General features: G+C 45.9%; 17 protein-coding genes. 8 read left to right on the top strand and 9 right to left on the bottom strand.

Annotated features, from left to right (window positions below; translation table 11 throughout):
- Position 1 precedes the first annotated feature (1 nt).
- From BLV62_RS26265 to dnaK, 3 genes are all read right to left on the bottom strand, one after another.
- A complete protein-coding gene (locus BLV62_RS26265) occupies positions 2–1,012 on the bottom strand; it encodes a dipeptide epimerase (protein ID WP_089765835.1) in 1,011 nt (336 codons plus the stop codon).
- Positions 1,009–3,630 (bottom strand): 4-alpha-glucanotransferase, encoded by a 2,622-nt coding sequence (locus tag BLV62_RS26260; RefSeq protein WP_089765834.1) that lies wholly within the window; start codon positions 3,628–3,630, stop codon positions 1,009–1,011. Before BLV62_RS26260 ends, BLV62_RS26265 begins: the two co-directional genes overlap by 4 nt.
- A gap of 121 nt (positions 3,631–3,751) precedes the next feature.
- Positions 3,752–5,665, bottom strand: coding sequence for a molecular chaperone DnaK (dnaK, locus tag BLV62_RS26255; protein ID WP_089765832.1), 1,914 nt, complete (start codon positions 5,663–5,665; stop codon positions 3,752–3,754).
- Positions 5,666–5,953: 288 nt separating this feature from the next.
- On the opposite strand from dnaK, the gene BLV62_RS26250 reads away from it, so the two are divergent.
- The 4 genes from BLV62_RS26250 (at position 5,954) to argS (ending at position 10,792) form a co-directional block, all read left to right on the top strand.
- Positions 5,954–7,315, top strand: a complete 1,362-nt coding sequence (locus BLV62_RS26250) for an OmpA family protein (RefSeq protein ID WP_089765830.1) — start codon at positions 5,954–5,956, stop codon at positions 7,313–7,315.
- A 90-nt stretch (positions 7,316–7,405) separates the two neighbouring features.
- Positions 7,406–7,891 (top strand): GNAT family N-acetyltransferase, encoded by a 486-nt coding sequence (locus BLV62_RS26245; protein ID WP_089765828.1) that lies wholly within the window; start codon positions 7,406–7,408, stop codon positions 7,889–7,891.
- A gap of 65 nt (positions 7,892–7,956) precedes the next feature.
- On the top strand, positions 7,957–8,538 hold the full coding sequence (locus BLV62_RS26240; protein ID WP_089765826.1) for a porin family protein: 582 nt from the start codon (positions 7,957–7,959) through the stop codon (positions 8,536–8,538).
- 325 nt (positions 8,539–8,863) lie between these two features.
- Positions 8,864–10,792 (top strand): arginine--tRNA ligase, encoded by a 1,929-nt coding sequence (argS, locus tag BLV62_RS26235; RefSeq protein ID WP_089765824.1) that lies wholly within the window; start codon positions 8,864–8,866, stop codon positions 10,790–10,792.
- Positions 10,793–11,169: 377 nt separating this feature from the next.
- Here the strand turns inward: argS and BLV62_RS28210 are convergent, their stop codons facing one another.
- The 5 genes from BLV62_RS28210 to BLV62_RS26210 form a co-directional block, all read right to left on the bottom strand.
- Positions 11,170–11,397 carry a hypothetical protein gene (locus BLV62_RS28210; RefSeq protein WP_139170404.1) on the bottom strand — a complete coding sequence of 76 codons (228 nt, stop codon included), beginning with the start codon at positions 11,395–11,397 and terminating at the stop codon, positions 11,170–11,172.
- A gap of 193 nt (positions 11,398–11,590) precedes the next feature.
- Positions 11,591–12,079 carry a cytidine deaminase gene (locus BLV62_RS26225; RefSeq protein ID WP_089765820.1) on the bottom strand — a complete coding sequence of 163 codons (489 nt, stop codon included), beginning with the start codon at positions 12,077–12,079 and terminating at the stop codon, positions 11,591–11,593.
- A gap of 90 nt (positions 12,080–12,169) precedes the next feature.
- Entirely contained in the window at positions 12,170–13,366 is a 1,197-nt protein-coding gene (lepB, locus tag BLV62_RS26220; protein ID WP_089765819.1) for a signal peptidase I, read from the bottom strand.
- Positions 13,367–13,556: 190 nt separating this feature from the next.
- Complete coding sequence (locus tag BLV62_RS26215; protein WP_089765817.1) at positions 13,557–14,204, bottom strand: alpha/beta fold hydrolase; 648 nt, start codon at positions 14,202–14,204, stop codon at positions 13,557–13,559.
- A 4-nt stretch (positions 14,205–14,208) separates the two neighbouring features.
- Positions 14,209–15,393: a sigma-54-dependent transcriptional regulator gene (locus tag BLV62_RS26210; RefSeq protein WP_089765815.1), complete on the bottom strand. Its 1,185-nt coding sequence runs from the start codon at positions 15,391–15,393 to the stop codon at positions 14,209–14,211.
- A 101-nt stretch (positions 15,394–15,494) separates the two neighbouring features.
- On the opposite strand from BLV62_RS26210, the gene BLV62_RS26205 reads away from it, so the two are divergent.
- From BLV62_RS26205 to cysM, 3 genes are all read left to right on the top strand, one after another.
- Positions 15,495–16,046, top strand: a complete 552-nt coding sequence (locus BLV62_RS26205) for a GrpB family protein (RefSeq protein ID WP_089765813.1) — start codon at positions 15,495–15,497, stop codon at positions 16,044–16,046.
- Between the two features lie 91 nt (positions 16,047–16,137).
- On the top strand, positions 16,138–16,941 hold the full coding sequence (locus BLV62_RS26200) for a serine O-acetyltransferase (protein WP_089765811.1): 804 nt from the start codon (positions 16,138–16,140) through the stop codon (positions 16,939–16,941).
- A gap of 11 nt (positions 16,942–16,952) precedes the next feature.
- Complete coding sequence (gene cysM, locus BLV62_RS26195) at positions 16,953–17,834, top strand: cysteine synthase CysM (RefSeq protein WP_089765809.1); 882 nt, start codon at positions 16,953–16,955, stop codon at positions 17,832–17,834.
- Between the two features lie 214 nt (positions 17,835–18,048).
- Here cysM and BLV62_RS26190 read toward each other — a convergent pair whose 3' ends face one another.
- Entirely contained in the window at positions 18,049–19,032 is a 984-nt protein-coding gene (locus BLV62_RS26190; RefSeq protein ID WP_089765807.1) for a pyruvate dehydrogenase complex E1 component subunit beta, read from the bottom strand.
- A gap of 197 nt (positions 19,033–19,229) precedes the next feature.
- On the opposite strand from BLV62_RS26190, the gene BLV62_RS26185 reads away from it, so the two are divergent.
- Entirely contained in the window at positions 19,230–19,874 is a 645-nt protein-coding gene (locus BLV62_RS26185; RefSeq protein WP_089765805.1) for a hypothetical protein, read from the top strand.
- The last annotated feature ends 326 nt before the right edge of the window (positions 19,875–20,200 follow it).

Genomic DNA, 20,200 nt, shown 5'->3' with positions numbered 1-20,200 from the left:
CTTACCACAACTCGGCGCCGGTGCCGTTACGATCAGCGTAAAAGACCCTGCCATCTTTCATAGTGATGCCGGATGCTGTGTCTTCCGCCAGCAGCAATGGCCCGTCCATATCTACGTAATCGAGCAACGGAAGCAAGTGCGCCACTGCTGAAGTACCTACGGTACTTTCGTTCATGCTGCCCGTCATTACTTTCATTCCATACTTCCTCGCTTCCTTTATCATTCGCAATGCCGGGGTGATCCCACCGCATTTGGTCAGCTTAATGTTAATACCGTGAAACAGGCCCCTGCAGGCAGCTACATCCGATTCCAGGATGCAACTTTCATCGGCGATCACAGGAAGAACTGATTGCTCATAAATAACTTTCATGCCTTCTGTATCGCTCGCCGGCATGGGTTGTTCTATAAACTCCACTCCCAGCTCTTTCAATTCAAGCGCATTGTTCAACGTTTCATCTACCTGCCAGGCACAGTTGGCATCTACCCTGAAAACCGCGTTGGTATGCTCTCTCAGGGCTTTTATAATGGCGATATCCTCCCTGGTGCCCAACTTGATCTTGTAAATAGGCCAGGGAAAATCTTTCAGTTTTTTTACCATATTAGGGATCGTATCGATCCCGATCGTATAGTCGGTAAGCGGGTTATGCGAAATATCCAGTTGCCAGACTTCATACAGCTTTTTATGCTGCAATTTGGCATAGAGGTCCCAGGCCGCGATATCAAGCGCGCACAGTGCGAACAGGTTATTTTTCAACCGTGGATACAGGTCCTCCCATAGTTGTTGCGGAGTGGTAAGATGATAATTTTCGATGAATGACCTGTGTTCTTCGATATCTGCTACCAGGCGGGGAACCGTCATGTTATAGTAGGCATTGTCGGCTGTTTCTCCCAATCCATGTTCTCCATCCTGTTCCAATTTAGCCACCAGCAAAGGTTGCACGTCTTTCGATTTACGGGAGATGGTAAAAGTATGCCTGAACTTCAATTCGTATGGATATAACGTTAGTTTCATACAGTCTGTTCATAAAGGGTGAAAGTATGCGGAACACGGTACCGCCAGTAATGCTGTGTGTTTGCAGGTATATTTATCCGTTCGCTGTCGGGTTCCTGCAAGGTATGATTTCCTGACGCCGCCAGCAAGTCCTGCACCTGGAAGATACGCCACATAGCCGGCGCAGCCCTGTGACGTTGAATGATCTCTTTGACCAGGCCGTAGCCTGGCAGTTGCGGAGCATTTCCCGGCAAGCCTAATATATTCCTGTAATAATTATTTGTTATTGCCGGATCTTCCTGCCACCAGCCCCGGAGAGTCGACATATCATGTGTTGATGGTGTGAGCACCGACAGGTAATTGGCCTGCCGGATATCTGTAAACTGTTGCCCTGCTTTCTTGGGCATTCGTTCCACTTCCAGGCTTAAAACACCCAGCGACCGCAAAACTTCCGGCAGGCAATGCGGCAAAGGACCGAGGTCTTCTCCACAGATCAGCATATTCGTTGCCCGCCTGATAACCGGCAATTTTTTCAACGCTTCCTTACGCCAGATATTTTCCTGCCTGTTATGGAAATAGTTGTTGTACAAACTTCTCAGCTGCGCCTGGTCGTAGGGTTTTAAAGCGGCAAACGAGCGTGTTTCTTCCATCCTGTAACGTGGATGATACACTGTTTTACCCGCCTGTATTGCCTTGATAAAAAGGACGTCTGTTTGCAATTGCAGAAGGATGTTTTTTACAGCGGCGGGAAGCGATGATTGTTGTACCAACCGTTGCGTTGCATAAGCAGGCAATAACCTGTACCGGCCGCCTGATATTTCCATCAGTCCGGCCCTGATCATCCCTGCATAGTTTCCGAAATGTTCTTCCAGTATCTCTTCTGTAATAAATGGTTCACAAAACCTGTCTTCATTCCAGTCAATCCCTCTCTGGATAAATTCTTCCTTTACCACCGGGATGGCAGGATCAAAATATCCGAGGATTCCGCTCACTGCGCCGCCAGGTATTTGCCATATCCGGAAAAACCCCAGGATATGATCTATCCTGAAGGCATCGAAGTATACAGCCATGTGCTTTAAGCGTTGCTGCCACCAGCTCAAACCATCGCCCAGCATCTGTTTCCAGTTGTAGGTAGGAAAGCCCCAGTTCTGCCCTTCCGCAGCAAAGCCGTCTGGCGGAGCGCCCGCCTGCATGGTAAGGTGATAGGAAGATGGATTGACCCATACATCTGCACTTCCTTTGGCAACGCCGATAGGTAGGTCGCCTTTCAGTGCAATGCCCATCTGGTGAAGGGTTTCTGTGGCTTTCTTTAGTTGAAGATGAAGATGATATTGAACGAAGCAGTGATAATGTACCGTATTGGCAACAGCTTCGTTTGTGATCATCAACTGGTGAATTGCATCCGCGTCATACACCTGGTGTTCCTCCCATCGTTGAAAATCGTTTGTCTTATATTTATCTCTCAGGAAAGAAAATACTGCATAAGGCAAGAGCCAGGATTCATTGGAAGAAAACCATTCCCAATAGGTTTCCGTCTGCAACTGCGCTCCCAACTGGCTGTGCAAAGCTTTCAGGTACGCCTGCTTAAAGGCTGTCACCGTTTCATACTCCACAAATTCTCTTTCGTTTAGCCATTTACGTAGGCGGTCGAATTGTTTCTGCAGGGGATGACTATCAGGTAGTCTGCCTACTTCTTCCAGCCTGATATATAAGGGATGCAAGGCAAAGGAAGATATGGCGGCATAGGGATAGGAGTCTGTCCAGGTGTGGGTTTGGGTAGTATCGTTAACAGGCAGCAACTGGATCAGCTGAAGATCATTTGCTTTAGCCCATCGCCCCAGGGCCGGCAGATCAGAAAATTCGCCTGTTCCAAAACCTTCGGGGGTTCGGATACTGAAAACGGGAATAGCTACTCCTGCTCCTTTCCATTGCGGCGTTTCTACTCTTATATATCCATCGTGCAATACTACTTGGCGATCTTTTGCAGCAGCGGTGTTCAATATCCTGTTCTCTCCTTCTTCATACTTTACAAACTGCTGCAGGTCCAGGTCGTAGATCCCGTATTTGTATTCAAAAGGCATAGCTGCGGCGCTAAGATCGAGGGGCGCTGAAAACCAGCCTTGCTGATCATATTGCAGGAGTACAGGTTCCCTTGTATTCCAGTTACCGCCGGGCAGTTGGTTGCCCACCAGGCAAACAACCTGGCGTGTTGGCAGGAATGGGGCATGTACCCTGAAAAGATGTGTGGCTTCGGCAAAGCCATTGGCCGTTTCGGCAACCGGCCGTTGAAAAAACACCTTTGCAAAAGGGGCCGACAAACCGGCAATACGCGGATCGGCTGCATCCATCCAGTTATCAATAAATACCAGTTCCTTTATTGTTGCAGGCAATTTCAGCTGGCGTACAATACCATCGAAATGGGTATCTGATTGTTGTTTTAAAAGATATTGATATTGAAGAAGGGAAAGATCGGTTGCGGCCACCAGTACATCGGCATACCACCATTCTTCGTTTAGCCATTTCATTGGTATAGCCTTCTCCGGCAGGTCGTTACCCAGGGCTGCAAGGTTTCCCAGCAAGAAGAGATCTTGCCCGTAGTGGGTATGATAGCGGAGGTAGAAACGTATTCTATAATTCATCTGGATCTCCGGCTGAACGCCGGGCCCAAAGTAATAAAATAAGCTTAAACAATAAAAGCGAAAGCTATAAGGGGATTAAACGCCCTTATAGCTTTCGCTTTATTTATGCTGAGAAATCGTATTATTTTACTTCCTCAAATTCTGCGTCGGTTACTCCGTCGTTACCGCCGCCTTGCTGGCCCTGAGCGCCACCTGCGTTAGCTTGTGCGCCTTCCGCGCCGCCTGGCTGACCCTGGGAAGCTTTATACAGCTCTTCAGATGCAGCGGTCCATGCAGCTTCCAGTTCAGGCATAGCTGTATTTACCTGTGCAACATCCTGTGCTTTGTGTGCTTCTCTCAGTTTGTTGAGGGCTGATTCGATTGCAGCTTTTTTATCAGCAGGCAATTTATCGCCATATTCCTTCACTTGTTTTTCAGTTTGGAAGATCAGGCTATCAGCTTTATTGAGGGTTTCGATCTTTTCGCGTTGTTCTTTGTCGGCAGTTTCGTTAGCTTTCGCTTCTGCTTTCATTTTTTCAACTTCTTCCTTGCTTAAGCCGCTACCTGCTTCGATACGGATGTTCTGAGTTTTACCGGTTCCCTGGTCTTTCGCTGTAACGTGCAGGATACCGTTTGCGTCGATATCGAAGGTTACTTCGATCTTAGGAACACCACGCGGAGCAGGAGGAATATCGTTCAGGATGAAGCGGCCCAGCGACCTGTTTTGGTTAGCCATTGGTCTTTCACCTTGCAGTACGTTGATTTCCACGCTTGGCTGGTTATCGGCAGCAGTAGAGAAGGTTTCAGATTTCTTGGTAGGAATAGTTGTATTGGCTTCGATGAGTTTGGTCATTACACCGCCCATTGTTTCGATACCCAGAGAAAGCGGGGTAACGTCGAGCAGCAATACATCCTTTACTTCACCGGTTAATACGCCACCCTGGATAGCAGCACCTACGGCAACTACTTCGTCAGGGTTTACGCCTTTGTTTGGTTTTTTACCGAAGAATTTTTCTACCACTTCCTGGATTTTAGGGATACGGGTAGAACCACCTACCAGGATGATCTCGTCGATCTCGCTGGTGTTCAGGCCTGCGTCTTTCAGCGCTTTGCGGCAAGGTTCCAGTGTTCTTTCAACCAGGCTGTCGCTCAGTTGTTCGAATTTAGCACGGGTCAGTTTTTTAACCAGGTGTTTAGGAACACCGTCTACTGCTGTGATATATGGCAGGTTGATTTCAGTTTCCTGGGAAGAAGACAGTTCAATTTTTGCTTTTTCTGCTGCTTCTTTCAGACGCTGCCATGCCATTGGATCTTTGTGCAGGTCAACTGCTTCATCTTTCTTGAATTCGTCTGCCAGCCAGTCCATGATCACTTTATCGAAATCGTCACCACCCAGGTGAGTATCACCGTTGGTAGATTTTACTTCGAATACGCCGTCGCCCAGTTCCAGGATAGAGATATCGAAGGTACCTCCACCAAGGTCAAATACTGCTATTTTGCTGTCGGCGTGTTTTTTATCCAAACCGTAAGCCAATGCAGCGGCGGTAGGTTCGTTGATGATACGGCGAACGTTCAGACCTGCAATTTCACCGGCTTCTTTGGTAGCCTGACGCTGAGCGTCGTTGAAGTAAGCAGGAACGGTAATTACCGCTTCGTTAACTTCCTGGCCTAAATAATCTTCAGCAGTTTTCTTCATTTTCTGAAGGATCATTGCTGAGATTTCCTGTGGTGTATATAATCTACCGTCAATATCTATACGGGTAGTGTTATTATCTCCTCTAACTACTTTATAGGTAACGTGACTGATCTCGTTGGCCACTTCATCGAAATGACGACCCATAAAACGCTTCACTGACATGATCGTATTTACGGGGTTTGTAATAGCCTGCCGTTTTGCCGGATCACCCACCTTTCTTTCTCCATTCTTTAAAAACGCCACTACAGATGGGGTTGTTCTCCTTCCCTCATCATTGGCAATCACTACCGGTTCGTTACCTTCCATAACGGCAACGCATGAGTTGGTAGTTCCTAAGTCAATGCCTATTATTTTTCCCATAGTATAAAAGATTATCCTTTAGTTGTAAGTTGTCTATGTATTTGTCGTTGGTTTGTCAATGATTATGCCAAGCAAAAAAATATGAAATTATGTCAGTCCGGTAGTTTATATTTGACCTATCAATTTAGTTCTTAGATATTTATACACCTGCTTTTTTGTGTTAACCAGCCAGGATATATTCCATCTATAACTAAATAAATAATAACCCAAATTGTTCATAACCTCGCCTGCCTGCTTGACTATTTATTTCCTGTACTAGCTATTTGTAACTATTAACCTTTTATTCACATGAAGAAAACCACTCTATGGAGCGCTGCCCTTTTGCTTTTAGCAATAACCCCGGCAGTCAGCCAGGCCCAGGATCAACCAACTGCAACCAATACCACTACCTCCACTCCCCGGTTGTTTCGTGGCCAGCAGGATTACAAAACATGGTCTATTGGCGTCAATGGCGGTGTGTTAGCCCCGGTTGCCGCAACGGGCGGAAGTAACGATTTTACCAAGTGGAAAGCTGGCGGCGCCTATGGCGCTTATGTTAAATACCAGCTCCTGCACTTTTTTGCCCTGAGGGCCGACTACCTGGGAGGTACCCTGAAAGGGGATAACAGCAAGAACCTGGGCAACGGTTCCGCTCCTAACAGTCCCTACAAGTCTTTTGACACTAAACTTAACTGGACAGCTACCCTGAATGCAGTCTTCAACATTACCACCGTTAACTGGCTGTTCAGGGAGAATTTTGTACAGCTCTACGCCTCCGTAGGTGGAGGTATTGCCGGTTACAAACCGGAATTAACCCGCCAGGATGGAAGCACCTTTAAATATAAGGCGAACGACAAAAGCATACAGGAACTGGTAATCCCTGTTGGCGCAGGTTTGAAATTCAGGCTTTCTGAATATGTAAACCTCGACCTGGGCTATACGATGTATTATACAGACGGCGATAACCTCGACGGCTATTGGCATGGACCGAATAAAGACAAATTTTCGTACGGTTATGCAGGTTTAGAGTTTGCACTGGGCAAGAAAGGTAAAAAACAGCTACAGTGGCATAACCCTGCAAAACAGACATATGATGAACTGCAGGCACAGAAAGCCGCACTGGCTGCCAGCCTGGAGGCTACAGCCGCTAATAATGCCAGGTTGACGGCTGATGTGGATAAACTGACAAAAGATAGCGATGGAGACGGCGTTTCCGACTACTTCGATAAATGCCCGGGCACCCCTGCCAATACCAAGGTAGACGGATCCGGTTGTCCATTACCTGTACCGGAGAAAGTAGAGGAAAAGGTAGTGATCACGGAAGAAGATAACCGGATAGTAAAAGAAGCTATCCAGAACCTGGAATTTGATTTCGCGAAAGCCACTATCAAACCATCTTCTTACCCGGCGCTGGATAGGGTTGCAGACCTGCTGAAACGCAAGAACCTGAACCTGAAACTAAGCGGTCATACCGATAACGTAGGTAGTAAAGAAAGAAACCTGGCCTTGTCAAGAGAACGCGCGGAAGCCGTAAAAGCATACCTGGTAAGCCATGGCGCCAATGCTTCGAAAATCGAGGCAGTAGGATATGGCATGACACAGCCGATTGCCAGCAACAAAACGGCAGCCGGTCGCCAGAAGAACAGGAGAGTTGAGTTCTATATCTTTTAATTAACTGACAGCAAAAAGTATAAATATAACAGGGGTGTGCCTTTTCAGGCGCACCCCTTATTTTATAACGGGAATTATTACATTCGCCCCATGGAATCTGTAAACATCAGGGTATTGCAAACTGCCGACGACCCTATTATAGCCAACATAGTAAGAACCACCTTAACAGAATTCGGGATGAACAAACCAGGTACCGCTTATGCGGATCCGGCCACCGACCATCTTTCTACGCTTTTTGATAAACCCAGGGCTATCTATTATGTAGCGGAAATAGACGGACAGGTAATTGGAGGGGCAGGGATACATCCCCTGGATGGAGGACCTGGAGAGATCTGCGAACTGCAGAAAATGTACCTGCTTCCCGAGGCCCGGGGCAAAGGCCTGGCAGGAAAGCTCATCACCTTATGCCTGCAATTCGCCAAAGAGCAGGGCTATACGCACTGTTACCTGGAAACCAGCCCTGAACTGGCCCGCGCAAGGAAAGTATATGAACAGTTCGGGTTTGAATATTTGTCGGGTCCTATGGGCAATACCGGTCATTTTGGCTGTGACAACTGGATGCTGAAAGCGCTCTGATATTTCACAATTTTTTAAAACCGGCACATTTGTTGCCAGGTTGCCGGCAATAAAAATATCATATCATGAAAAAATTTATTCTGTCTGGCGTTTTATTAATTGGTAGTATGCTGGCAGTAAAGGCCCAGGACGTAAAATTTGGAGTAAAAGGCGGATTAAATCTCTCTAAACTCACTTCCACCAACGGGTCTAAAGTGTTAGCCGGTTTCAATGCAGGTGCGCTTGTAAACTTTAAACTGGACAACAACTGGGCTATCCAGCCGGAAGTACAATACTCTACCCAGGGTACCAAAGTAAAAAATGACATCCTTTGGGGCGCTGTTACCACCGAAGGCACCATGAAACTGGATTATATCAATGTACCGGTACTGGCACAATATCATATTATCGACGAGTTTTACCTGGAAGGAGGTCCGCAGATCGGCTTTTTAACATCAGCAAAAGCTAAAAGCGGCGGTGTAAGCGTAGATGTAAAAGACAATATGAAAACCGTAGACTTCGGGCTGAACTTCGGTTTCGGTTATAAATTCGATATGGGCCTCGGAATTGGCGCCAGGTACAATTTCGGTCTGACCAACGTTTACGACTCCGATAAGATCAACCGCAAAAACTCTGTAGCCCAGATCGACCTGTTCTACATCTTCTAGTTTCACGCGGTTGTTTCACGCAAAGGGGACATAAGATTTTTTATTAGAGCGGTTGTTTCACGCAGAGAGGCATAAGAAGCAAAGAAGCAAAGATTTTTTGGATCGAAGCGAATTTAAGAAGCAAAAGAAGGGAGATTACGTTATTTGTTATATATAACGCAATCTCCTTTGCTTTGCTTTCTTATTTTCCTTAAAACAAAAATCTTTGCTTCTTTGCTTCTTATGCCTCTCTGCGTGAAACAACCGCTCTAATAAAAAATCTTATGCCCCCTTTGCGTGAAAACTTCTTTACCTATCTTTGTTGCTCGCATTAATTAATTTCAGCATGAGTGTTGTACAATCAATCAGACAGGCGGCGGTAGTAGCCGTTAATTCACTGTATAATCAGCAGGTTTCAGAGGCAGATATTGCTATCAATACCACTAAACCTGAGTTTGAAGGTGAATATACCATTGTTGTTTTCTCTTTTACTAAGGTTAGCCGACAAAAACCTGAAGAAACCGCTCAAAGCATAGGCGAATATTTAGTGGCCAATAATCCTGACCTGATCTCCAAATTCAATGTAGTTAAAGGATTCCTGAACCTCAGCATCAACGATGCTTACTGGATCAACTTCCTTCAGCAACAATATAAAAACGCGGAAAGAGGCTTTTTACCTTCCAACGGTAAAAAGATCATGGTAGAATATTCTTCTCCCAATACCAACAAACCGTTACACCTGGGGCATCTGCGTAATAACTTCCTTGGATATTCCATTGCAGAGATCATCAAGGCTAATGGTTATGAGGTGATAAAAGCCAACCTGGTAAACGACAGGGGGATACATATCTGTAAATCCATGCTGGCCTGGCAGCTTTTTGCACATGGGGATACGCCTCAATCTACCGGTATTAAAGGCGATCACCTGGTAGGCGACTATTACGTGAAGTTTGAAACAGTGGTAAAAGAACAGGCGGAAGTGATCATCGATCGCGTACTGGAAAAAGACTTCCAGGATTTTGACGCCGCCGAAGCCGAGAAACTGGAAAAGCTGGTAACTGCCCTTCACAAGCCGGAAGTAAAGGAAAACGAAGAGAAAACCAGTAAAATTATGGCCGACATTAAAGAAATGTCCCGTAATAAAACTGAGATCATGCAACAGGCAAAGATCATGTTGCAGCAGTGGGAAGCCGGAAACCCCGAAGTCAGGGAACTCTGGGCCCAAATGAATAGCTGGGTATACGAAGGTTTTGAACAAACCTATAAACGCCTGGGCATTGACTTTGACCAGATGTACTTCGAAAGTGAAACCTATCTCCTGGGTAAAGACCTGGTAGCTGATGGTTTAGAAAAAGGCGTATTATTTAAGAAAGAAGATAATTCTGTCTGGATTGACCTGACAGCCGACGGCCTTGATCAAAAGCTGCTTTTAAGAGGCGACGGCACGTCCGTTTACATGACACAGGACCTTGGAACTGCACGCCTGAAGTACGACCAATACCATATGGAAAAGAGCATGTACGTAGTGGCTGATGAACAGAACTACCACTTCAAGGTACTGCAACTGATCCTGAAGAAACTGGGCGAACCATCTGCAGATGGTATCGTACACGTGAGCTACGGCATGGTAGAATTGCCGGAAGGAAGAATGAAGAGCCGCGAAGGTACCGTTGTAGACGCCGACGACCTGATAGATGAAATGGTAAAAACAGCTGAAGAGAAAACAAAAGAATCAGGCAAGAACCTGGATTCTTTCTCTGAAGAAGAACTGCGTGAATTGTTTGATACCGTTGGTATCGGCGCAATGAAATTTTTCCTGTTGAGAGTAGACCCTAAGAAGAAGATGATCTTCAACCCTCACGAATCTATCGAGCTGCAGGGATTCACGGGGCCGTTCATTCAATACGCTTACGCACGTATTAAATCCATCCTCCGGGACCTGGGAGAACTGCCATCACTGGAAGCTGTTCAATTCAAAGAAGAGCTGCTGCCACTGGAAAGGGAACTGATAATTTTAAATGAACAGTTCTCTAATATTATTATCGAAGCATACAAGGAATTAAGTCCATCTATTGTGGCGAATTACGCCTTCCAACTGGCGCAATTGTTCAACTCCTTCTATGCAGAGAAAGTAGACGGCGTGCCAACCTATTCTATCATACGCGCATCCAGCGAAGAGAAGAAATTGCTGCGTACCCAACTGATCATGCTCACCGCGAACACCATCAAACAAAGCATGAAACTATTAGGTATCCGTGTACCCGAACGCATGTAGTTTCACGCGCTTGTTTCACGCAGAGGGGCATAAGAAGCAAAGAAGCATAAGAATTTTTGACCAGAGCGAATATTAAGAAAGCAAAGAAGTAAGATTATAACACAATCTTCCTCTTTGCTTTCTTATTTTCCTTAAAAATATATCTTATGCTTCTTTGCTTCTTATGCCCCTCTGCGTGAAACTCCTGCGTGAAATAAAAAACGCTGTGCCCGTAAGATCACAGCGTTAGCAGCTTTCAGCCACCGTGGCCAAACTGCCGAAGAAAACTACCACAGCAAGCAGCGCAGCGAAAAAGGAGCTTGCCTATCCTTAATGCGCTGGTTTTTTAAATCTCCCACACTGTGGCAAATATTTTATTTATCTGGTGGAACGACGATTTATTTGGCTGTTAATTTTACTGCCTGGTCACATAGCGCAGTTCCTTTTTTATTATCACCTACACCGATATACGACTTTCCTAACATAAACATCGCAAAAGCATTACCGGGTTGCAATTGTAATACTTTTTTCCATTGAACTATAGCTTTTTTAAAGTGTCCACTGTCATACAAGTCGTGTGCCAATTGTTGATATTTTAATGCCAGTTTCAGTGAATCTTCTTTCACGTATAACCTTCCCCGGTAGCCTGTTGCCGAAACTTCTTTTTCAACAAAGTAACCTGATACCGGTGTACTGTAAATTGCAGTACAAAATACAATACAACATAGGTAGGTCGTAAATTGGCAGGGTTTCATGAATCGCTGGCGTAGATGCGCGACAAATATATACAGAAATAATAGAAAAAATCAATAATATATTTTAATGGTTTAATGCGTCCAGGTTGAAGCCCAAAGGTAACAGATCGTTGGAACGCTCCACTACCAGGACTTTTCCCTGCAACCCACCCATGATAAGACGGATAGGCGTTTCCTGGCGCAGCTCATACTCTGCCAGGGTTTGCCGGCAAATGCCGCATGGGGAAATAGGACTGTCATTTTCGCCGTGCAAACTGCGGTAACTTACAGCAATGGTATCGATGGGTTCATTGGGATAAATGGCGGAGGCAGCGGACAAGGCTACACGCTCTGCACATAATCCAACGGGGAAAGAGGTATTTTCCTGGTTCGTTCCGGCAATGATCTCGCCGTTCACTAACCGTATCACTGCGCCAACCTGGAATTGTGAATAAGGAGCGTAAGCCTGCGCGGTTACTTCCCTGGCCTCCTGCAACAACCAGGCATCCCGGTCTTCCAGCTCGCTGATCGAATCATAAACGAGCAAATTTATCTGCAACTGATGTCTTTCCATCGCTAACGGGGTTTATTATTTGAGTACAAAATACAAAAGAAAAAGGACCGGCACAAAAGCCAGTCCTTTACCTGATATCCTGAAAGACGTTTATTTAATGCTTTTGAAGATCCTGCTCCAGCGAATACCGCCTTCTCCATAACTCATCCAGATCAGCCATGCTTTACCTACAATATGATCTTCCGGTACAAAGCCCCAGAAACGGGAATCCAGTGAATTGTTACGGTTATCACCCATCATCCAGTAATAATTCATTTTGAAAGTATAACTGTCGGCAGGTTGACCGTTGATGATGATCTTGCCATCTTTGCGTTCCAGTGTATTGCCTTCATATACCCTGATCACTCTTTCATACAGAGCAATATTGCTATCATCCAGCTTTACAGTAACTCCTTTTTTAGGTATATAGAGCGGACCAAAGTTCTCTTCTGTCCATTTGAAATGAGCGGTATCGTGCGGGAATACAGCCACAGAATCGAACATTGCTGAAGCCTCTGAATCTACATATACGGAAACGCTTTTTACAACAGGCTTTAGCTCGGCAACTGCGGCTGCAGCTTCGGGGGTCATGTTGTAAACATACCTGTTGTTGCCCATAACGAACGATTCAACAGAGCTTACGCCCAGTTCTTCCAGGCGGCTTGGATTGATAGGATCGCCGGTGGTTTCAACGATGTATTTATGTTGGCTTCCCGGAGGTACCGGTGCAGCCTGGCCATTTACGTAAACAGCGCCATTGATGATCTTGATGGTATCGCCTGCCTGGGCCATGCAGCGTTTGATGTAGTTTTCGCGCTTGTCGACAGGCCGTGTAATGATCTTGTAAGAGTTATGAGTAGCTTCCCAGCCCATATGCCTTACCAGGTTGTAATAACTTGGTTCGTCGGTACCTAGCGCCACAGAATCGCCTTCCGGGAAGTTGAACACTACTACATCATAACGTTTAATATCGGAGAATCCGGGCAAGCGCCTGTACTTCCATTTGATGGCCTCGGAATAAGCTTTGGTAGACTTAGTGAAAGGCATGGTATGATGTACGAACGGAACAGCCAGTGGTGTCATCGGGATACGCGGGCCGTAGCTGATCTTGCTTACAAAAAGGAAGTCGTTTACGAGCAAGGTCTTTTCCATAGATGGCGTAGGGATGGTATAGGCCTCGAAGATGAAAGTGCGGATAAGCGTGGCAGCTACTATAGCGAAAATACCAGCGTCTAACCATTCTCTAGCCACAGATTTCTTTTTCTTTGGCTGATTGTCCTTATTTTTTTTCCAAAATGCCAGATTCATTCAGGTGCTTGTTAGATGCTTAAAAAGGCAAATATAATATTCTGTTGTTACCCTTAAGCTATTATTTAACAAAAGTTTTCTTAAAATCTGTTTAAAGATAATATATTGATATTTTTAAAGATGTAGGGCGTTCTCACCCGGTTAAACCCTGATTTATACCGGTTTGCAATAAAAAAGCGGAAGTTGTCGCCTATAAAACCTCTGTCAGTATCTGGTTGATGATGGCCGCCCGGTTTAGAACCATGAAATGCCCTGCATTGGGCACCAGGTGGGTTGGTTGCAGGTACCTGGCCGGGAACGGCAGGTCGTTGGCCCCATGGATGTGGATAAGTTCCGCGGGTTTGTTATCGTATTCCCAATGCAGGATTGCGTTCACTGCCCATTTGGTAAATGTCAGGTCTTGTTTCTGCAGGTATTCGTTCACCAGTTGTTGCTCATACGGCGTTTCGGTGTTGAGGAACCGCCTGACTATCCCTCCCCTATGCTTGTAGATCAGCTGATCTGGCAAACGGTGTATCTTCAATTTCCTGATCAGGTTATAATAAAAAGGCTTTTCCCTGCTGCTCTTGATGCTGGATAGCAGGATAATTTTATCGACCGGCCGGTGCCTGGCGATCTCCAGGCTCATAATGCCTCCAAATGAAACACCCAGTAAAACACAAGGCCCATCAGCCTGTATGTGCTGCGCCATCCTGGCGGCATACTGACTGATGGGCTCTTCCGGTTGCGGCTGGAACCAGGGCAAATAAGTCACCTTATAGCCCGGAGGAAAGATCAGGTTATCAAAAATTCTTTCATCCGCTCCTAAACCGCTTATCAGATACAGATGTTTCTGCATGCTATTACGAACTTACTTTTTTCCTCTCGCGGTTCGGTACCACGAAATCATTCACATCTTCCGCAGAAATAGTTTTGCCCGACAGGATCACCAACCGTTCTACAACATTGCGCAGTTCCCTGATGTTGCCTGTCCAGTTATGCTGCTGCAATGCTTTCATGGCATCCTTATCAATTCCTTTCTTGGGAATGCCGTATTCACTGCAAACGCTTTCCAGGAAACTATCTACCAGTAAAGGAATATCTTCTTTCCTGTCGTTCAATGATGGTACATGGATGAGGATAACGCTTAAACGGTGATAAAGATCCAGCCTGAAGTTTTTGGCTTCAACTTCCTGCAACAGGTCTTTATTGGTTGCCGCTACAACGCGAACGTCTACACTGATTTCTTTGTCGCCCCCTACCCTGGTGATCTTTCCTTCCTGTAAAGCTCTCAGTACCTTGGCCTGGGCGCTCAGGCTCATATCCCCGATCTCGTCCAGGAACAGGGTTCCGCCGTTGGCCTGTTCAAACTTGCCTATACGTTGTTTTACAGCAGAAGTAAAAGAACCTTTTTCGTGACCGAATAATTCACTTTCTATCAGTTCACTTGGGATGGCAGCGCAGTTCACTTCTACCAGCGGGCCGCTTGCGCGGTTGCTTCTTTCATGAAGCCAGCGGGCTACCAGCTCTTTACCAGCCCCGTTATCGCCGGTGATCAACACCCTTGCATCCGTAGGCGCTACTTTATCAATTGTTTCCTTGATCTTTATAATGGGGGCCGACTGACCTATCATTTCAGGTACTTTATGCACCTTGCGACGCAATGTTTTCGTTTCAGTCACCAATGTGGTCTTATCCAGCGCGTTGCGCAAAGTGATCAGCAAACGGTTCAGATCCGGCGGTTTTGAAATATAATCATAAGCGCCTTTCTTTACGGCATCTACTGCAGTATCTATATTTCCGTGGCCTGAAACCATGATAATAGGCACATCAGCGTTCACTTCCTTCGCCTTTTCCAGGAATTCCAGTCCATCCATCTTCGGCATCTTAATATCACACAGCACGGCATCATAGGTTTTAGCCTGAAACATCTTAAACCCTTCTATTCCATCTGCAGCTTCTTCAATTTTATATCCTTCATAACTTAATATTTCTGAAAGGGTTTTACGAATGCTTTTCTCGTCATCTATGATTAAAATATTAGCCATAATTGTTTTAGGTTATGTATAAAAACCGCTAGCTGCTGCTGCGTAACGGGCAAAAATAAAGATAATCAATTAAACTTGCAGTATAGTCAACCTCATTTAACATGTCAGCAACAATTGAGATCATTCCTTATCAACCGCAATGGGTTGATAAATTCGGGCAAATTGCAGAACAGGTCAGGACTTCGTTGGGCGACCGGATTATCCGTGTAGATCATATCGGTTCTACCAGCGTGCCGGGTATGCCCGCCAAAGATGTGATTGACATGCAGATTACGGTCGAAACCCTGGACGCTCCCATACAGGAAAAGCTGGAAGAGCTGGGGTTTAAAAAGACAGGAATTTACCAGGACCACCGGCCACCAGGCCGGGACGACATCCCCGAGGCGGGGCTGAGAAAGCATTTGTATATGCTTGAAACACCCCGCGTCAATTTACATGTCCGGGTGCAGGGAGCATTCAACCAGGAATACGCAATTTTGTGTCGCGACTACCTGCGGGCAAACAAATATGCTGCCCAGGCGTATGCAGAAATAAAAAAGCAGTTGGCGAAGTATTTTCCTGATGATGTAGATGCGTATTACGATATAAAGGACCCCGTATTTGACCTTATTATGGAAGGCGCATACCTGTGGAAAGAACGGCAGGACCTTTAGCTTGCTAATTACCGATTAGTCTACTAATTTTACAGGATAATCATTACTTTCACAACGGATAAATGTTGAGATCCTGTAATTCGCTCCTTATATGAACGACGATTTTTTAGCAGCACTGAAGCGGCGTCACCAAATGGCGGCAGCCAATGCTTATCCGGCAACAGGGGCTGTAGACGAATTTGTAAGTAACCTGCTCAATTGGTTATTTCCCGAACATACCGGCCAGGTAATCAAAGATCCGATAGCACTGGAACGATATAGCATAGATCTGGAAGCGCAGTTGCAACAGTTGTTGCAGTCGATGGCTCCCCAGCTTCCCTCCTCTGCTGAAGAACTGGGTAAAGCCTTTATGAACAGGGTGCCTGTGATCTACGATGAACTGACGAAAGATGCGGAAGCTATTTACCAGGGCGACCCTGCAGCTTCCTGCAATTATGAGATCATCCGTGCATATCCCGGCTTCTACGCTATTGCATTTTACAGGATCGCGCATGCACTGTACCAGTTGAGCATACCGGTATTGCCCCGCATGATCACGGAACTGGCGCATTCGCGTACCGGAGTGGATATTCATCCCGGCGCCGTTATTGCCCCCTGGTGCTGCATAGACCACGGAACAGGCATCGTGATCGGTGAAACTACTGTGATTGGTCCGCATGTCAAAATATACCAGGGCGTAACATTGGGAGCGCTCAGCATAGAAAAGAGTATGGCGCGGAGCAAACGTCACCCGACCATTGAGGAACATGTGGTGATATATGCAGGTGCTACGATCCTCGGCGGAGATACGGTGATCGGGCATCACAGCGTGATTGGCGGAAACGTATGGCTTATCAGGAGCGTAGCTCCTTTCTCCAGGATCTATTACAGGCCCGAACACAAGTACCAGGAATAAAATATAAAGACATGGCATCGATTATAGAACTCATTGGCAATACGCCAATGGTAGAATTAAGGAAGATATCCGTTAATCCCAACGTACAGATCTTCGCCAAACTGGAAGGCAACAACCCGGCAGGAAGCGTAAAAGACAGGGCTGCCTATGGTATGATCAAAGGAGCTTTAGACCGCGGTGATATCAAGCCGGGTATGAAGCTGATCGAAGCAACCAGTGGAAACACGGGTATAGCGCTGGCAATGATCGCCTGTTTGTTTGGTTTGGAGATAGAACTGGTGATGCCTGCAGATGCTACCCGCGAGCGGGTGCTGACCATGGAAGTTTATGGCGCCAAAGTAACGCTTACGCCTAAGGAATTATCGATGGAAGGATCTATCGATTATGCCAACGAGAAAGTAGCGCAGGGAGGTTATTATATGCTTAACCAGTTTGCCAATCCTGATAACTATGGCATGCACTATAAAACCACCGGTCCTGAAATCTGGCGGGATACTGCCGGCAGGGTCACTCACTTCGTTAGCGCTATGGGTACTACCGGCACCATCATGGGGGTTTCCAAATTCCTGAAAGAGCAAAACCAGGGTATCCAGATCGTTGGTTGCCAGCCTACGGAAGGCTCACGTATACCGGGTATACGTAAATGGCCGGAAGCTTATCTTCCAAAGATCTTCGATAAGTCGCGCGTTGACAGGCTAATGGATATTTCTGAAGAAGAAGCCCGTGCCATGAGTAAAAGACTGGCCCGGGAGGAAGCTGTTTTCTGCGGTATGAGCAGCGGCGGCGCCGTAGCGGCAGCACTAAGACTATCCAAGGAACTGAGCAGGGGCACAATTGTTTGCATTATCTGCGACCGTGGCGACAGGTATTTATCGAGCGATCTCTTCTCCTGAGGTTTTCACGCGAATGTTTCACGCAAAGGGGCATAAGAAGCAAAGAAGCATAAGATTTTTTTGACCTAAGCGGATTTTAAGAAACAAAGGAAGGGAGATGGTGTTATTTGTTATATAACACCATCTCCCTTCCTTTGCTTTCTTATTTCACTTAAAATAATATCTTATGCTTCTTTGCTTCTTATGCCCCTTTGCGTGAAACGTTCGCGTGAAGCTACTTCTTCATATACATTACTTCCTTCACCAGTTTTACTGTGCGCTCGATATCTGGCAGGTAGAGTTTTACCAGGTTTGGCGCATAGTGCATTGGCGCATCCGCAGCAGTGATACGGCGGATAGGAGCGTCCAGGTAATCGAAACCTTCTTTCTGGATACGGTAAGTGATTTCGGAAGAAACGCTGGAGAATGGCCATTGTTCTTCTACAATTACCAGGCGGTTGGTTTTCTTCACTGATTCCAGGATGGTAAACCAATCCAGTGGTCTGATTGTCCGTAAGTCGATCACCTCAGCTTCGATACCTTCTTTTGCCAGTTCTTCCGCCGCGCCCAAAGCTACTTTCATCATTTTGTTGAAAGAAACGATAGTCACGTCTTTACCGGCGCGTTTGATATCTGCTTTACCGATAGGGATGATATATTCTTCTTCAGGAACTTCACCCATATCTCCATACATTAACTCGCTCTCCATGAAGATAACCGGGTCATCATCGCGGATGGCTGCTTTAAGCAAACCTTTTGCATCGTATGGGTTAGATACTGATATCACTTTTAAACCAGGGATATTGGCATAGTAGCTTTCAAATGCAGTCGAGTGCTGAGCGCCTAACTGGCCTGCGGAACCGTTTGGTCCGCGGAACACAATAGGACAACCGATCTGGCCACCACTCATTGCCAGCATTTTAGAAGCTGTATTAAGTATTTGGTCTAATGCTAACACAGCAAAGTTCCAGGTCATGAATTCAACAACGGGACGCAAACCATTCTGGGCGGCTCCCACTCCAATGGCAGCAAATCCAAGCTCCGCGATCGGCGTGTCAATTACACGTTTTGGACCAAACTCATCCAGCATTCCCTGGCTCACTTTATAAGCACCATTGTATTCGGCTACTTCCTCCCCCATAAGGAATACTTTGTCATCACGACGAAATTCCTCCTGCAGGGCTTCTCTTAAGGCTTGTCTGAAAGCTATCTGACGCATGCTATTCTTATTGAAAAGTTTTAATGCCCTATAATAAGGCAGGGCAAAAATATTGTTTGTAAATGAAAAAGCAAAGGAAAGAACGGATTAATAATTATTATAACAACATCAAGCCTTTATAAACCATTTTTTATTATTAAAAATTTATATATTTATATTTTTAAATTCATCCCTGCCTAACGCTAACTTTTTCGGTTATGATAACCATTTACATCCTGGCTATCTGCTTTTTATTAGCCCTTTCTTTCAAGATCAAAAAAACCAATATGCCGGAAGCCAGGTTACTGCTTTGGTATACGCACCTTTTATTTGCCTGCCTTTCGGCACTTTGCGGACTACTGCTCCTCAACAACTGGGGATTCAGGGGTTCCAATACCGAAGGCGTGATCTTTTCCCTGTATGCCGGCACCGGCATGATGCTCTACGGGTTGTCTAAACCTGATACCAGCGCCAGGTACGCCTACCTGCTCTGCTTTTTTGGGTTCCCGGTGTTATTGCTGGTAGCCCTCCTGCTGCCGCCTTCCAGGTACATTGCCCTGGTTTTCATACTTGGGTTCCTGTTCACCGACGAGGTGACACGGCATAAAATCGACTCCCGTTTCTCCCTGGAAGCCCAATCCACTGGCCTGTTCAGTTATTTTTATGATTATAATATCGTAGAGAGCAAACTATTGTTGTTTGAAAGAAAGAAACCGGATGTATTCAGGACCTACAGCCAGTTCAGGAACGTGCATATGTCGAAAACCGGGAAAGACAGCGTACATATACAACTGGAATGCTCCCGGACCACTATCGATACCACGATAGCGTTGAGGAACAGCAGGCAATCGAGTAGGAAGTGAGGGATTATTTCCCTCACTGTCCTCTCACACCACCGTACGTACCGGTCTGGTATACGGCGGTTTGTTAGAATAATTTAATCTGACTTTCTGTTTTCAGATAATAGCGTTCGTAAAATCCGACATAGCCTTCTTTCCTAAAGTATGCGTTGGTGAGGGTTCTGCATAGTATCGGACTACGAGCCGCACGGCTGTAACCTATACTCGTTTTGCTCCACATCCTTGCGTAATACTTTGATAAGCCAAGTTTTATAAGATTACGGTACCGGTTACGGATGGTTTTCCATTGCTTCCAGATACATATGCGCAGACGATTGTAGACTTTTCTG

This window comes from Chitinophaga terrae (ex Kim and Jung 2007) (assembly GCF_900107795.1).
Classification (GTDB): domain Bacteria; phylum Bacteroidota; class Bacteroidia; order Chitinophagales; family Chitinophagaceae; genus Chitinophaga; species Chitinophaga terrae.
The sequence above is the reverse complement of the archived record's forward strand: the minus strand, read 5'-3'. Positions and strand labels throughout refer to the sequence as shown.

Excerpts from the sequence above, each read along its gene's own strand:
- BLV62_RS26265 (WP_089765835.1), bottom strand. The coding sequence starts at position 1,012 with ATGAAACTAACGTTATATCCATACGAATTGAAGTTCAGGCATACTTTT.
- BLV62_RS26260 (WP_089765834.1), bottom strand. The coding sequence starts at position 3,630 with ATGAATTATAGAATACGTTTCTACCTCCGCTATCATACCCACTACGGG.
- dnaK (WP_089765832.1), bottom strand. The coding sequence starts at position 5,665 with ATGGGAAAAATAATAGGCATTGACTTAGGAACTACCAACTCATGCGTT.
- BLV62_RS26250 (WP_089765830.1), top strand. The coding sequence starts at position 5,954 with ATGAAGAAAACCACTCTATGGAGCGCTGCCCTTTTGCTTTTAGCAATA.
- BLV62_RS26245 (WP_089765828.1), top strand. The coding sequence starts at position 7,406 with ATGGAATCTGTAAACATCAGGGTATTGCAAACTGCCGACGACCCTATT.
- BLV62_RS26240 (WP_089765826.1), top strand. The coding sequence starts at position 7,957 with ATGAAAAAATTTATTCTGTCTGGCGTTTTATTAATTGGTAGTATGCTG.
- argS (WP_089765824.1), top strand. The coding sequence starts at position 8,864 with ATGAGTGTTGTACAATCAATCAGACAGGCGGCGGTAGTAGCCGTTAAT.
- BLV62_RS26225 (WP_089765820.1), bottom strand. The coding sequence starts at position 12,079 with ATGGAAAGACATCAGTTGCAGATAAATTTGCTCGTTTATGATTCGATC.
- lepB (WP_089765819.1), bottom strand. The coding sequence starts at position 13,366 with ATGAATCTGGCATTTTGGAAAAAAAATAAGGACAATCAGCCAAAGAAA.
- BLV62_RS26215 (WP_089765817.1), bottom strand. The coding sequence starts at position 14,204 with ATGCAGAAACATCTGTATCTGATAAGCGGTTTAGGAGCGGATGAAAGA.
- BLV62_RS26210 (WP_089765815.1), bottom strand. The coding sequence starts at position 15,393 with ATGGCTAATATTTTAATCATAGATGACGAGAAAAGCATTCGTAAAACC.
- BLV62_RS26205 (WP_089765813.1), top strand. The coding sequence starts at position 15,495 with ATGTCAGCAACAATTGAGATCATTCCTTATCAACCGCAATGGGTTGAT.
- BLV62_RS26200 (WP_089765811.1), top strand. The coding sequence starts at position 16,138 with ATGAACGACGATTTTTTAGCAGCACTGAAGCGGCGTCACCAAATGGCG.
- cysM (WP_089765809.1), top strand. The coding sequence starts at position 16,953 with ATGGCATCGATTATAGAACTCATTGGCAATACGCCAATGGTAGAATTA.
- BLV62_RS26190 (WP_089765807.1), bottom strand. The coding sequence starts at position 19,032 with ATGCGTCAGATAGCTTTCAGACAAGCCTTAAGAGAAGCCCTGCAGGAG.
- BLV62_RS26185 (WP_089765805.1), top strand. The coding sequence starts at position 19,230 with ATGATAACCATTTACATCCTGGCTATCTGCTTTTTATTAGCCCTTTCT.